This window comes from Streptomyces sp. NPDC048506 (genome assembly GCF_040651315.1).
Lineage (GTDB): Bacteria > Actinomycetota > Actinomycetes > Streptomycetales > Streptomycetaceae > Streptomyces.
Genome location: NZ_JBEZIX010000057.1, coordinates 1 through 14,035, shown reverse-complemented (window position 1 = coordinate 14,035; position 14,035 = coordinate 1). Strand labels below are relative to the sequence as shown.

Below are 14,035 nucleotides of genomic sequence, written 5' to 3'. Positions count from 1 at the left end.
CGCCCGCATGTCGTCACGGTCGGTGCAGCTGGACCTGCAATGTCGCCTCGGCTGCGGTGATGCACAGCGAGCAGCAGCGTTCTGTGGGCGCGTCCCACTGTGCGAGGTACTCGGCTCGGGCCAGGCGCCGCCCGCACAAGGTGGTGCAGCCGTCGTTGTCGGCACATGACATGCCACACAGGTCCCAGCCTGCTGGTCGTCGCGGGGCCGGCGCGCATCTCGTACATCGGACCTCCTGGACGTGGGCGAGCCTGCTCCCGCCCACTTGTCCCCATGCAAGGTCTGCCTACCTGATTGAGCCAAGTGGGGTAGCCCGACCGGGTGACAGCGAGGTCGGACGGTCCAGGTCGCCGACCGAGCCGTCACCGCTCAGGATGGAAGGGAGTCGAAAAGGTTCTTCGAGTTCACATTCCGCGGAGGTGAGCAGCATGCTGCCCGGCGTCAAGCGCGAGGACGTCGGCATCGAGGTCAGCGAACGGGAACTGTGCATCACCGGGGAGCTGAAGGAACGCGAAGGCGTGCTGCGCCGCGCCACGCGCCGCGCGGGGCGTTTCGAGTACAGGGCGTTGCTACCTACCGAGGTGAGGACCGAGGACGTTCATGCCAGCCTCGTCGACGGGATCCTCACAGTCACCATCCCCAAGACACAGGCGGCCAAGCCCCGCCACATCGAGATCGAAGGCTGACCCAGCCGCATGGTGCCGGTCGGCGGGTGTGGACGGCGCAGATGGCCGTCCACACCCGCGACATACCCGCGAGGCGAATGCGAACTCCAAGCCCGAGCGGGGCCGGACTCGTTCGGTGTGGAGTTCCCCGTGGTCACGGTGTTCCAGGGCACCTGATGTGATTCGACACCCACGACGAGGGCAGCGTCGTCACCTCGCAGGTGCGGCTGCGGCGGCTATCGAAAGCGTCTGCCTGTTCGAGCAGGTCACTGACAGAGAGGCGAATGCATCGTGAGCATCAGCTATGGCCAAGCCGTACGCGAGGAACTGCGCCCGCCTACACACAAGTTGCGTCACGCGATCCCAGACGTCTACCAGGGCTACAAGGAACTCCACGATGCGGCACTGCGCGCCGGTGCGCTTGATGCGAAGACCAAGGAGCTCATCGCCCTGGCCATCGCGGTGAGCAAGCAGTGCGACGGATGCATCGCAGCCCACGCGCACGGGGCCGTGCTCCATGGTGCGACGCCGCAGGAAGCAGCCGAGACCCTCGGCGTCACCTTCCTGATGAACGGCGGACCCGGCACCATCTACGGAGCCCGAGCCTTCGCAGCATTCAACGAGTTCTACGCCGGGCACACGAACACGCAACCCTCCTCGGCCACCTGAAAAACGCATGCGCCTTGCGCGCTTGATGCTGGTGATCAGAGAGCTGTGAGGAGGTCCCATGAACACACGGACCTGCGACAGTCGGGCGGACGGTCCGGTCGTAGTGGGCACGGACGGCTCGGCTGGTGCCGAACGGGCACTTGTATGGGCAGCACAGGAGGCCGCCCTGCGTCGTCAGCCGTTGCGCATCGTGCACGCCACCGACGTCGACGCCATGGCGGGACGGCTCTCGGATGATACCTTCCGGCTGGTCCTCGAGTCCGCTCAGAGCCTTGTGGACGAGGCTTCCAAGCTGACCTCCAACCGGGTCACGGGCCTGCAAGTCACCACCGAAGTCAGCCGGAAACCCGCTGCGATGAGCCTGCTGCGAGCGGCCGGAGAGGCGGGAACGATCATCGTCGGTTCCCGCGGACTGGGCGGTTTCTCCTCGCTGCTGCTGGGCTCGGTCGGGCTGAGAGTGGCGGGCCACGCGAACGGACCGGTGGTCGTGGTGCGCGGCACGGAACGGCCGGAGGCAGGCGTCGTCGTGGTTGGCGTACGAGACGAGGATGACCTCGACGCGGTGCGCTTCGCGGGGGAGACCGCCAGGCGACGGAAGGCGTCGCTGCGTCTGCTCAGCGCATGGTCGTTCGTCCAGTACCTCGAGAGCATGACGCCGGTGCCCGACGCTGTGCGTGCGGCCGCGGAGGCGGAGGCGGCAGCGAGCAGCGGCATGCTCGGATCGATTCGGGCAGAGTTTCCGGATCTGCCGGTGACCGAAAGTGTGGTGAGGGTGCCCTCCCCAGCCGGAGAGCTGGTTGCGGCGTCCTTCCAGGCCGACCTCCTGGTGGTGGGCACCCGCAGACCCACGCACGCCATGGGCGCCGCACTGGGCCGGGTCACGCACGCCGTTCTGCACCATGCCCACTGTCCGGTGGCCGTTATCCCCCGCCGGTGAACTCGGCGGCCTGTGCCGCGTCGATCGGTGGCCTCTACGGCTTGGGCCGGGTCATTTCCGCCGCCCCGACACCGGCGACTGCCTCGGTCCGCGAACTACGCCGGGGAGATGCCCGCCGTACAGCAGCCCCAGGCCGGTGGCCTGGGGCTGGCCGGGCGGTGGCGTGCTCGGCAGCGACCGCGGGGACATCCGAGCGGGCGCGTCAATCGCCCCAGATCTTGCGGTAGGCCTGGCGGTAGCCCTCGGAGTCCCAGGACAGTGCGCCACCACTGTTCGCGGCGGTGGTGATGTGGACGGGGGCGACGTACCCGCTGTCCGGGACACCGGCGAAGGCGCGGTTGAACTCGTCGATGATCTGCCAGCCCTGTTCAGAGAGCGGTTCGGGCACGGTGGCGGCCTGGAACTCCTCTCCGTTGACGCGCTGGAAGGCCGACGGGTCGCCGTCGCCGGCACCGATGTTGAACGGGGCGCCGGCGCCGTCCTTGCCCGCGGCCCGCAGGGCGGGGGCGGCGTGCCGGAAGTACAGGTCGTTGATGGCGGCGGAGTAGGTCCACTTGCGGCCGAAGCGGGACAGCAGGGAGCGGACCTCCCCGATGGAGCGCCTGTTGGCCTGGGGTATGGGGATGTTGGTGTAGCTCAGCAGCTCGGTGCCGGAGCAGGTGGCGAGTTCCTTCTTGATCAGGTCGGACTTGCGCTTCGCGAAGGGTATCGAGGTGTCGCTGAACAGGACGACGCCCGCGCGGCCGTGGGACCGGGCGATGATCCAGTCGGCGCTGATCTTCGCAACGTCCTCGACCCGGGAGGTGATGTTGCTGAAGAGCTGCGGGGCCTTGCTGGGGCCGGGTGCTGCGGTGGCGTGCCAGCCGATCAGCGGAATTCCCGCCTTGTTGGCTCTTTTGACGCCCTCCGCGACGACCGCGGGGTCGAACCCGCTGATGACGATGCCGTCCGGCTTGAGGCCGAGGGCCTGCTTGAAGGCGGCCCGGAGACCGTCGGGCGTGCCCTGTCCGTTGAGGGTGCGGGCGTGCCATCCGACGATCTTGGCAGCTTCCTGGACGCCCTGGGCGACACCGGCGACGCCGGGGTTGGTCAGGGTCTGGGCGATGTAGACGACGGTCTTGCCGTGGACGGCCTCGGGTCCGGTGGTGGGGCCCTTCCAGGGGGCGTTCACCTCCTCGGCCTTCTTGATGGCCTGTTCGGCTCTGGAGAGGGCAGCGGGGCATCCGGACTGGGGGGAGCTCCGGTGGGATGCGGTGGTGCCGGTGCCGGTGCCGGAATCGCATCCGGCGGCGGCCATGACCAGGAGTGCGGCGGCTGTCGCTACCGCCTTGCGGGTGGGGTGCACGGGGCTCCTCGCAGGGCACGATGAGGAAACGGGTTGGGGTGGGGGAGACAGGTTACGGGTGGCGGTGCTCGGCGGGGCAGCCGACTTCGATAGGTACGGTTCACACCCCCAGTGCCGGCGCCAGTCCGAATTGAGCCGATCCACGGCTATCCCTCCGCGGAGACCGGCACCTCGGCCAAGCGTCCGGCATGGCACCTCGCAAGGGGGTAACGGGCCAAAAGTGACAAAGAGCTGACGGGCGCATGACCATTGATGAGCCATGGCTTGCATGCGCCTCCGCAAGCGGTAGTGTTCACGGCCGGTTGGACATGTGGCGCGATCTTTTCGCTCGCCTTTGCGAGCGAGCTTGGCGAGCGTCGCGCAACCCCGTCGTCGGCGGTCGGCAACAACAACACCTCGGTCACCGCTCAGGAGCACGTCGTAAGGAGGCCCGGGTGTCTGTGGACGCAGTGGACCCGCCGCACGAACGGGACCCGTCCCAGCGTTCCCCGTCGAGGCCGCGGTTCCGTCAGCAGGCAGGCGCCCTCCTCGACCGGTGGCCGTTCCGGCGGAAGCTGAACGTCCTGGTGATCGCGCCCGTCGCGGTCGTCGGCGTGCTGCTGGGCGTCGGCGTCAACACACAGATGGAGAAGGCCCAGGACGCCAGCCGGACCGCGGAGTTGGTGCGCGACAGCGAGCAGGTCACCAGGCTGATCAACGACGTACAGGCCGAACACCGACAGGCGCTCCTGCTGTCCGTGGAGCAGGAGTCGGCCCGGCCCGGCGTCGCCCTGCCCTCCACCGCCGCCTACCGGCGGACACAGCAGGACACCGATCAGCAGGTCACCGCCGTGCGTTCGGCCTTCGGATCCGGCCTGCCGAAGCAGGAGGCGCAGGCCCTCAAGTACATCCGCGGCCTCGCCGTGCTGCGCGACAAGGTCGAACGGGGCTCGGTTCCGGCCGCCACCATCGATCCCGCCTACGCTGCCGCGGTCGGCTACCTGATCGACGGCATGGGCCTGGACCGCTTCGTCGGCACCTCGTCGTCCTCGGTCACTTATCTCCTCGACACCGTGCTGCGCGCCGACGCCGCCCACGCGGCCTTCGAGAGCGGGGTGTTCTCCGCCCAGACCCGGGACGCCAACGCGCTCACCGAGTACACCCGTGCGGTCGGCGCCCACAAGCTCTACGACGAACAGGTGGCGCGCTTCGGCAGGATCGCCGACCCGGACCAGGTCCTGCGCCTGGACGGGATCGAGCGGGACGCCGAGGAGAACGGCATCGAGGCCCAGTTCGCGGAGCTCCAGATCGATCCGGGCTCCCTACAGGGCCAGACCCCGCACCAGCTGCGCGCGGCGATCAGCGCCGGAACCCGGCAGGCCGAGGCCCGACTCGACATCACCCGGTCGCTGATCGACCAGATCGCCGCCCGGGCCGACAGCCTCTCCCGGAGCGCCCTGCACAACGCGCTGGCGATGCTCGGCCTCGCTCTGCTCGGCTTCGCCTGCTGGCTGACCTTCTCCGTCCTGGTCCGGCGCTCGGTCGTGCGCCCGCTCGCGGTCCTGACCGGCGCCGCCCAACAGGTGGTCGACGTGGCCGGTGAAGAGCTCGCAAAGGTCGAGGACGACGAGTCGGCGGACAGCACCCCGCTGCGTCCGCACCCGATCCCCGTTCCGGTCCGCGACGAGATCGGTCACCTGGCCGAGGCCTTCAACCAGGTGCAGGTCACCGCCGCGGCGCTGCTGGAGCGGCAGGTGCTCAGCCGCCGCAACGTCGCCGAGATGTTCGGCAACGTCGGACGCCGTGTCAGCAACCTCACCTCACGCCAGCTGATGCTGATCGACGCCGTGGAACGCGAGGAGTCCGACCCCGATGTCCTGGAGCGGATGTATCGCATCGACCACATCGCCGTACGCCTCCAGCGCAACGCCGACAGCCTGATGCTGCTCGCCGGAATCCGGGACCCCGAGGTGGAGGCCCGGCCGACCACCCTGGCCAACGTCATCCGGGCGGCGCTCGGCCAGATCGAGGGGTACCAGCGGGTGTCCCTGCGGTCCGAGACGGAGGTCACCGTCGGACCCGACATCGTCGACGACCTGACGCTGATGCTCGCCGAACTGCTGGAGAACGCGGCCTCGTTCTCCCCGTCCGACACACCCGTCGAGGTGGTCGTCCGGCCCGGCACCGACGTCACTGCGGACGGCGGCGCCCTGATCGAGGTCATCGACCACGGCCTCGGCATGAGCGCGGAACGCCTCGCCGAGGAGAACTCCCGGCTGGTCCGGCGGGAGCGCCTCGACCTCGTACCGACCAAGGTCCTCGGCCTGTTCGTGGTCGGCAACCTCGCCCGGCGCTCGGGCATACGGGTCACCCTGAGCCGTACGCCGGGCGGCGGGGTCACCGGCACCGTCTGGCTCCCCGCCACGCTGCTCCTGGCCGGGAACCCCGCCGCCGCACCGTCCCCGGGCGCGGGCCCGACCGACGCCGACGACGACGCGTCACCGCACCCGGCGACGCCCCAGCCGGAGTCCACCGCGCCCGTACCCGGGCCCGCACCGGCCTCCGCCACGCCCCTGCCGATGCGGAGCCCCGCCGCCACGCCCGAACGGCGGCCGGCCGGCACCGCTCCGCACGACGAACTCCCCCGGCGCCTGCCACACCGCACGGACGCGGAGCCGGCCGTACCCGCCGTCGAGCCGCGTCCGGCACAGCCCGGCCGGCAGCTGCGACGGCGGGTACGGGGTGCGACTCTCGGCATGACCGCCCCCGCGGCCGACCCTGCGGCCCAGGCCGTGCGCCGGCCCGTCGACGCCGACGCGGTCCGCTCGGAACTGGACGAGTTCGAGGCCGCGGTACGCAGGGCGGAGCAGGAGTCCGCCGCTGCCCCGAGGGATCCAGCATCATCGCAACACCAGCAACCCCGGAAGGAGTCGGGCAGTGAGCACGCCGACAGGTAACAGCGGTTCCGAGCGGGAGGAGCCCGCCGATCTGACAGCCGCCGCGGCCGACTTCACTTGGCTGCTCGACCGGTTCGCCACCCAGACCGCCGGCGTCGTCGACGCCATCGCAGTATCCTCCGACGGCCTGCTCATCGCCGTCTCCCAACTGCGCGAGCAGGCGGACTCCGAGCGGCTCGCAGCGATCGTTTCGGGCGTGACGAGCCTGGCCGCCGGTGCGTCCGGCAACTACGGCCTCGGCGGCCTCAACAAGGTCATCATCGACTTGGAGGGCGGCCATGTGCTGGTGTCGGCCATCGGCTGCGGTGCCGTCCTCGGCGTGGTGACCTCGAAGGAGGCGAAGCTCGGCAACATCGCCTACGAGATGACCCTCTTCGCCAACCGGGCCGGGAGCGCGCTCACCCCCCAGCTGGTGCTGGAGCTGAAGAAGACCGCTGGCGCCGCACCGGCCCGCTGACCCGTCCCACACCGCGGAGGCAGAGGTGCGGGGCTTGAGAAGAGGAGCATGATGGCCGGCGGTGAACCAGGACCGGACAAGACGGCCGACGGGGCCCGGGGCCCGTCGGAGCCGGCCGGCCGCGCCCCCGCGATCCGGCCCTTCCTGCTGACCGCCGGCCGGGTGGCAGGAGGCGGGGCCGGTCCCTCCCTCCCGGTCGAGACCCAGGTCGTGGCGACGTCGTCCGGGCTCTCGGTCCTGGACTCGCTGGCCTTCGAACAACGCGACATCGTCGCCGCCTGCCGACGGCCCCAGTCGATCGCGGAACTGGCCGCCCGGCTGCACCTCCACCTCAACGTGGTCCGGGTGTTGGCGGAGGACCTGCGCACCGCCGGACATCTGGCGGTCCACGTCCCGAACGCCAGGACAACCCACGACATCTCCGTACTGCGAAGGGTTATCGATGGTCTCCGTGCCGTCCCCGACTCACGGGACAGACTCCGTGACAGCGGTTGAACAGCCGCCGGTTCCGGTCAAGTTGATCATCGCCGGCGGCTTCGGCGTCGGCAAGACCACGGCCGTGGGCTCGATCTCCGAGATCCGGCCACTGACCACTGAGGCCGCCATCACCGAGGTCGCCGCAGGCGTGGACGACCTCTCGCACACTCCCGGCAAGACCACCACCACGGTCGCCATGGACTTCGGCTGCATCACCATCGACCCGACGCTGAAGCTCTACCTGTTCGGCACGCCGGGCCAGGACCGGTTCGGGTTCATGTGGGACGACGTGGTCGAGGGCGCGCTCGGCGGTCTGGTGATCGTGGACACCCGCCGCCTGGACGACTGTTACGCCGCGGTGGACTACTTCGAGCACAAGGGGATTCCGTTCGCCGTCGCCGTCAACGCGTTCGACGGCGAGGTCCACCACGAACTCGACGAGGTGCGGTGGGCACTGGACGTCTCCGACCACGTACCGCTGATCGTCTTCGACGCACGCACGACGGGCTCGGTCCGGGACGCGCTGCTGGTCGTGCTGGAAGTCGCCCTGTCCCGCGCGGAGAGCACCCCGGCGGGCTGACTCCCGGACAGGACGCCTAGCGGTCTCCCGGCCCCGGAGTCACCAGCTGGGCTATCGACGCGCTTGCGGTAGACGTCCTGGTGGATCCGGCTGAGCCGAAAGCGTCTGCGGCTCCCCGTGCCTCGGCGAGTTCTGCGCAGACTCCGTGCACGGGCATCGCGACGTGGCCCACTGGCCCATGACATGCGGGTCGCCCGGCCGTCGGCGTCAGCCGTCCCGCCGACCGGCCCCCGTAGCGGAAATCTGGTTCCGGGGGCCCCACAGGCGGGGGCGTATGCGATCGAGGAGGACGAGGGCGAGGGCCAGGCCGTAGAAGGCCAGGCCGAAGACGACGGCGTTGGTGGCGATACCGGCGTAGCCGTGGAGGTCGAGGTCGAGGAAGGGGTAGGGGTAGCGGCCGTCGGTGCCAGGCGCGAGGAGGGCTCCCCGGACGAGCGCGAAGGGGAGGTAGAGGAAGGGGTAGGCGAGCCACTGCCAGGCCCGGCGGAGAAGGAAGGAGCCGGGGGCGGTGAGGACAAGCCAGTCGAGGACGGCGGCGAGGGGGGTCGCGGTGTGGAGAAGCTGGCTGGCGGCCGTTTCGAGGGGGGTGCGGTGGCTGGTCATGGAGAAGCCGCTGGAGTCGTTCGACAGCACGAAGTGGAAGACGAGCCCCGTGATGCAGATGTAGAGCAGCGCCGCGCCGGTGATCCGCGGAGAGAGGGCGGGACGCCCGGTCCAGGCGCGACAGGCTGACCAGGCGAAGACGACGGCCAGCAGGATGTTGGACTGGATCGTGAAGTAGCTGAAGAGTCGGCCCAGGTCGTGGGAGGCGATCATGTCCAGAGCGAGGCCGGTGACCCCAGTCAGGGCCGCGAGCGTGCGGAAGGCCGCCGCGAGGGGGCGGCGCCCCTCCGAGAAGAAGGATGCGGGGGCGGCCGCCGCGTCGGGCCTGCCTGGCCGGGTCGTGGACTCGGTGGCGGCGGCAGAGGCCGTGGAGGTGGTGGGGGGTGTCGGATCGAGCATCGGCCCACCCTACGGCCCGGCTCCGGGACCACCTCCCCGAACTGCCGGATCGGGTGCGGGCAACAGCAGTCAAGTTCCGGACCAGCCACGGACCATGGAGCCGCCGACCGTCACCGTCGTCCCAAACGCACAGGTCAATCGGCATGGAGCTCTCGTACCACCAGCAGACGAAGAACCTGCTGGTGAGCTCCATCACCGAAGACGGTAGCCGCGGGAGCATCCACGTGCCGGCCGTGACGCACTCGAAGGCCCAGCGTTGCCTACCTGTCCGCAACAACGGGCACCTCCGCGGTCGACCGACTCACCGCCGACCACGAGCCAGGCCGACCATGCCTCGGACCCCGGTTCATACCCTCCGGCAATCCTCTGACACGAGCGAACGACCGCGCAGCCCCAACCACGACCAGGGCCCTCTCTACATCCCACCGGCTTATGGGCAAGCCGGTATCGGGGCGAGGAAAAGAGAAGGAGCCTGTGCCCAAGCCAAGGCCGGTTGCCAGGGCTTCAACTCCGATGCGAGCCCTTGCATGAGCTCCCTGACCTGGACTAACGTCCCATCCCCCGTACCACTTTCCTCAGAACTTCGCAGGGGCGAGGTTGTGGACGCCGTCCGCTGACATCGTCGAAACCCAGGCGATCGGCCGCGGCACCACCGTCGAGGTCAGCAGCTTGTAGAAGGCGTTGCGGGACATCTCAGCAGGATCAAAGTCAATGCGCATGGCGATCAGTATCCAGGAGGGCAGCCGCGGATCCTATGGCGGATCCACGGCACCACCAAACCCCTGAGTTCGACGGAGAGTGCCCGGTATCGGGAGCCACCGAGCACCAGGAGCCAACACCGTGCGAACAGCAGCCCCCACCATCTGGGAGGACTTCGAGGCCCCCGCCCATGCCCGCGGCGGTCACGTCACCCTCAACTTCCACGACCACCTGGCCGCCTACGCCCCCAAACGCCCCGGCGCCTACCTGCGCATCTCCTCCGACCGCTTCGGCCCCGAAGCCGGCGTCGACCGCCAGCTCGAAAACGCCGCAAACACCCGCGCCCACCTCCGCTGGGGCCCGTTCACCAAGATCTACCGGGAGAACGACACCTCCGCCTTCAAGAAGCGCAAGGTCGTCAAGCCCGACGGCTCCATCGACTGGATCGTCCTGCGCCCAGAATTCCGCCAGCTCCTCGCCGACCTCGCCAACGGTGTCATCGACGGCGTGATCTTCTACGACCTCGACCGGCTGGTCCGCCAGCCCCGGGACCTCGAAGACCTCATCGACATCGTCGAGTACGTCACGCGCCCGGTCACCGGCGCCACCGGCGGCCGCATGAACCTCATCAACGACAGCGACCGCCACATGGCCCGCATGATGTGCCCCGGGTGCCCGGGGAGGGAGGCCCGCCGCCTAGGGGGCGATGATCACCTCGTACCACTCCATCTCGAGGATGCGGTCCGCGACGACGGCTCGGCCGAGTTCACCCCCCGCCCCCGTGTTCTCGGGCAGGGGCACATGAGCCCGGATACAGGGCGCGTTATTACCGTGGGGGCTGTCCCGTACGACATCGACGCGCCACACCCCGGCGGTCTTCCTGGGGATGATCTCCGTGCACTCGGAGCCGTTCGTGCCACCCTGCACGGAGCTGGCGAAGGGAAACTCGTCGCAGGAGTCGTCCGTGACGCTGGGGTCCTTCTTGAAGGGGTCCGGGGCCGCCGTGCACGACTCCCTGCGCTTCTTGGCCGCCTCCTTCTTCCCACCGGAATTACGCTGCAGCGGCTTCGTCTCGGTGCCGAAGTTGCCGCCCTTGAGGTTGCTCTGCGCCCACCCGTAGGCGACGGCGGCGGCCCCGTAGGCGGATTCGCGGATGGTCACGTTGGGCATGTGTCCCATCACGATGCAGCCGGGGTACTGGCCGACCTGCGCATCACAGCGCAGATCGTGGCCGTTCCAGGTCACCGGGTTCGCAGGGCCGCCGCCCGCGTCAAGGATCTCCCCGAACGATGTATAGGTGGGGGAGATGAACGAGTAATTGCCCTTGGTGACAGTGGAGGTGAAGGACAGGTTCCCGGTCTTCTCATCGCCCAGCGCCAACTCGACGGGCGCGCCGCCCCAGGCCGGTGCGTCCACGGTGCACAGGCCGCTGCAGGTGGCGGACAGGTCCATCGACACGGTCTTCGCGTTGCCCCCCATCTCGGTGGCCTTGACGGCGATGTTCTCCGTCCACTTCCCGCTAGAGGAGCTCAGGCGAGCGAAGCTCACGGCCTCGACGACGGAGCGGCCTATCTCCTTGCCGTTGGTGTCGAAGGCCCAGTTCGTGAACTTCTCGCCCCAGCAGTAGTTGTGCCGGTCGGAGTTCCGGCCGTTGGCGCACGCACCATCCGAGACGCCGCGCACGATGCGTTCGGTGGCAGTGACAGGGGCGGCGACGGGCACCGCCTTGGCACAGGTCCAGCCGGTGCCCTGGCGGCGCGCCTGGGAGCCCGGGGCTGTGGCCTTGCATGTGCCGTAGCCCTTGGGGGCGGCCTTGGCGGGTGCGGCGGCGGCCGGTGAGGTGCCCAGGGCGAGGAGGGTCGCGGTGAGGGCGAGCGCGGCTACGGTCGCGAGCAGGTGTCTGACGCGTTTCAAAGGGTGGTTCCCCTCAATCGGTGGTGTACGGGTCCACCAGGGATCGAACCGGCCCGGCGCCCGCGCGCACAGGGGCGAAATAAGCCCCTCCGTGATCATTTTTGGCCCGTTGCGGGCTCACACCACCACCCCCGTGGCCGCTACGTTCACCCCTTGACCGAACACACACAACCAGGGGGAAAGGGCAACGATGCGCCGCACAAGACCCGTAAGCCGCATAGGCAGAACACTCATGGCCTGTGCCGCCTCGGCCGCTGTAGCCACCGTGGGACTTGCCGTCTCACCGGCCGCCGCCGCACCCGCCACCACCACGCAGGCCGAGCCCGGCGGCGCCTGCACAGCGACCGACCTCGGCACACGGCACCCGTACATCAAGACCTCCGAAGTGACCCCGACGATCACCCACTTCAAAGGCTGGTACGTCACCGGCGGCTCGACCGGTACCCAGTCCGTCAACACCAGCGTCCAGACGACCATCTCGGTGTCCGTCGGCCTCACCGGCAACGTCGAAGGTAGCTTCGCCGTCGAGACCCTCGGCAAAGTCGGCGCGAGCCTGGGCCTGAACGTGCAGGTGAACTACACCTCCACCAGCAGCACGTCGACGTCCGTCACGTGGAACTTCCGCAATCCCGGCTATTACGGCCTCTACAAGGGCACCAAGAAGGTCACCGGTACGTACGGCAGCCTCAACTGCAACCGCGTCCAACAGGACGACGGCAGTTGGGCGCTGAGGTGGATCGAAGGGGCCGACACCGGCAGCTACACCACCTACACCACGCTCGAAGAAGGCGCGGTGCGCTGCGAGGACAAGGTCCCTGCCAACAGCATCATGCGCAAGGCGCAGGACCTCCTCGACTGCGGCTCCGCCACCGCCACCGCGAAGCACCCGGCCGGGCCGGTCCCCTCGGCGAAGGCCGCCAAGGCCAGGCACGAAGCCGAGAAAGCCGCCAAGGCTGAGAAGAGCGTGAAGGCCACCGGGAGCCCGGCCCCCGCCACGCGGGCCGCCCTGAACTGCCAACCCGCCGTCTACAAGATCGACGTCCCCGGCAAGCCCCTGAACTGGAGCGCACCGCTCCTGGCCAACGACGGCATCCGCCTGCGCGAATCTACCTTCCTCAGCGCCCACCTGGACAACTGGCGGCTGTGCAACGTGACGGAGCACAACGGGGTCATCGAGGCGTCCCTGTGGAACTGGGGCAACGGCGGATGCGCGACCATCCCTGCGAACATCGCCAACCAGGAGCAGGCCTACCTGACGACGGCCACCTGCGGGGAGGACGACCTCCAGCGGTTCTACATCTACCGCGACGTACCCGGCAGCTCGAAGATCGGTGTGCAGAACAAGTACACCGGCTCCATGATGGGCCACGACCGGTACGCGGACGGTGAGTTGATCCGCCAGTACTCCAGCGGCAGGCAGGACGGTACGGGTACGTACACCCTGACCGGAGTCTGACGGCCCCCACCCCGTGAGCGCGGCCCCGCACGTGAACCCAAGGTTTTCCGTGCGGGGCCTTCCGCGTCTCTACCCCGAGCCCAGCCTTGGGGACCGGTGCCCGTGGCCGAACCCCGACTACAGAAACGAGGTCAACGCACGTGTATACGAGGCCTGTTGACAGTGGCCAACGAGTTCTCGTCTCGGGTCGTCGCCGACCCATCAGACAGGCCCTAGCGAGCCCACCCGCAGACCGGCCGGCATCGGCGGCGCGGAGTCAAAATCGCGTTCGCATTTCGCGAGCCTCGACCTCGTCCGTACCGTCCACGGAGTGAAGAACGCGCTCGGCGCAGGAACCGGACATGACTGACCCGGAGGCGCGTCCTCACCAGCCGATCGTGGGGTGGAAGCCTTGGCAGTCGGGATCTTGCAGAGGACAGGAGGGGTGCGGTTGGCGCTCCGCATCCGACTCTTGCGATGTGGTGTTGGATGTCCGCTCTTGCGCAGCGGCCTGGGCCGCGTATACGTACCCCTCACATGCGCATTGGGTACACGCGTCGAAGTGGTGTGGCGGTCCGTCATGCTCGTATCGCCCATGCCCACACAAACACTGGAACCTGACTCGCGTAGTCATCTGAACCTCCACGTTCCGGTTCTGCCGTCCCCGGTCCGACGGCTGCTTCAGTCCGTCCGGGCCGACTGCCGTTCCTGATGCTCCGCGCGCTTGTGCGCCCCAACGAGCCGCGCAACCAGCATGGTGACGCACACTGCGAGTAGCAAGCAGCCGAACAACAAAGCCATGGTGTGGTCTTCCGCCTGGCCCGCGGTCACGTCCGCTGGAGTGGTGTATCGACGGCCACTCGGTGATCTCGTTTTGAGGCTATGCGGTGAGTTCGGTGGGCAGGGTGGTCTCGTCGGT

At 68.9% G+C, this 14,035-nt stretch carries 12 protein-coding genes and 2 pseudogenes; 9 read left to right on the top strand and 5 right to left on the bottom strand.

The annotated features are described in order from the left end of the window. Positions 1–13: 13 nt before the first annotated feature. A complete protein-coding gene (locus AB0C96_RS34900; protein WP_362923173.1) occupies positions 14–172 on the bottom strand; it encodes a hypothetical protein in 159 nt (52 codons plus the stop codon). A 247-nt stretch (positions 173–419) separates the two neighbouring features. Between AB0C96_RS34900 and AB0C96_RS34895 the strand changes: the two genes are divergently transcribed. The 3 genes from AB0C96_RS34895 (at position 420) to AB0C96_RS34885 (ending at position 2,271) form a co-directional block, all read left to right on the top strand. Next, positions 420–686, top strand: coding sequence for an Hsp20/alpha crystallin family protein (locus AB0C96_RS34895; RefSeq protein ID WP_362923172.1), 267 nt, complete (start codon positions 420–422; stop codon positions 684–686). A 270-nt stretch (positions 687–956) separates the two neighbouring features. Continuing rightward, positions 957–1,334, top strand: a complete 378-nt coding sequence (locus tag AB0C96_RS34890) for a carboxymuconolactone decarboxylase family protein (protein WP_362923170.1) — start codon at positions 957–959, stop codon at positions 1,332–1,334. A gap of 58 nt (positions 1,335–1,392) precedes the next feature. After that, positions 1,393–2,271 (top strand): universal stress protein, encoded by an 879-nt coding sequence (locus tag AB0C96_RS34885; RefSeq protein ID WP_362923168.1) that lies wholly within the window; start codon positions 1,393–1,395, stop codon positions 2,269–2,271. A gap of 202 nt (positions 2,272–2,473) precedes the next feature. Here the strand turns inward: AB0C96_RS34885 and AB0C96_RS34880 are convergent, their stop codons facing one another. Next, the gene (locus AB0C96_RS34880) at positions 2,474–3,616 is read right to left on the bottom strand and encodes a substrate-binding domain-containing protein (protein WP_362923167.1); all 1,143 of its coding nucleotides are present in this window, start codon (positions 3,614–3,616) and stop codon (positions 2,474–2,476) included. Positions 3,617–4,182: 566 nt separating this feature from the next. Here AB0C96_RS34880 and AB0C96_RS34875 point away from each other — a divergent pair. The 4 genes from AB0C96_RS34875 to AB0C96_RS34860 are packed head-to-tail and all read left to right on the top strand — an operon-like array spanning position 4,183 to position 8,066. Next, positions 4,183–6,552, top strand: coding sequence for an ATP-binding protein (locus tag AB0C96_RS34875; RefSeq protein ID WP_362923252.1), 2,370 nt, complete (start codon positions 4,183–4,185; stop codon positions 6,550–6,552). Next, positions 6,533–7,009 (top strand): roadblock/LC7 domain-containing protein, encoded by a 477-nt coding sequence (locus AB0C96_RS34870; RefSeq protein WP_362923165.1) that lies wholly within the window; start codon positions 6,533–6,535, stop codon positions 7,007–7,009. Before AB0C96_RS34875 ends, AB0C96_RS34870 begins: the two co-directional genes overlap by 20 nt. A gap of 51 nt (positions 7,010–7,060) precedes the next feature. Beyond that, a complete protein-coding gene (locus AB0C96_RS34865; protein ID WP_362923250.1) occupies positions 7,061–7,504 on the top strand; it encodes a DUF742 domain-containing protein in 444 nt (147 codons plus the stop codon). Continuing rightward, positions 7,452–8,066 carry an ATP/GTP-binding protein gene (locus AB0C96_RS34860; protein ID WP_362923164.1) on the top strand — a complete coding sequence of 205 codons (615 nt, stop codon included), beginning with the start codon at positions 7,452–7,454 and terminating at the stop codon, positions 8,064–8,066. Before AB0C96_RS34865 ends, AB0C96_RS34860 begins: the two co-directional genes overlap by 53 nt. Before the next feature lie 207 nt (positions 8,067–8,273). On the opposite strand, the gene AB0C96_RS34855 is transcribed toward AB0C96_RS34860, so the two are convergent. Beyond that, complete coding sequence (locus tag AB0C96_RS34855; RefSeq protein WP_362923163.1) at positions 8,274–9,068, bottom strand: Pr6Pr family membrane protein; 795 nt, start codon at positions 9,066–9,068, stop codon at positions 8,274–8,276. Positions 9,069–9,655: 587 nt separating this feature from the next. After that, a pseudogene (locus AB0C96_RS34850) lies at positions 9,656–9,787 on the bottom strand (flavin reductase family protein); the annotation flags it as partial. A gap of 79 nt (positions 9,788–9,866) precedes the next feature. Between AB0C96_RS34850 and AB0C96_RS34845 the strand changes: the two are divergent. Next, positions 9,867–10,316 (top strand): annotated as a pseudogene (locus AB0C96_RS34845) (recombinase family protein); the annotation flags it as partial. A 147-nt stretch (positions 10,317–10,463) separates the two neighbouring features. On the opposite strand, the gene AB0C96_RS34840 reads toward AB0C96_RS34845, so the two are convergent. Next, complete coding sequence (locus AB0C96_RS34840; protein ID WP_362923256.1) at positions 10,464–11,681, bottom strand: hypothetical protein; 1,218 nt, start codon at positions 11,679–11,681, stop codon at positions 10,464–10,466. 190 nt (positions 11,682–11,871) lie between these two features. Between AB0C96_RS34840 and AB0C96_RS34835 the strand changes: the two genes are divergently transcribed. Further along, the gene (locus AB0C96_RS34835) at positions 11,872–13,137 is read left to right on the top strand and encodes a hypothetical protein (RefSeq protein ID WP_362923162.1); all 1,266 of its coding nucleotides are present in this window, start codon (positions 11,872–11,874) and stop codon (positions 13,135–13,137) included. The last annotated feature ends 898 nt before the right edge of the window (positions 13,138–14,035 follow it).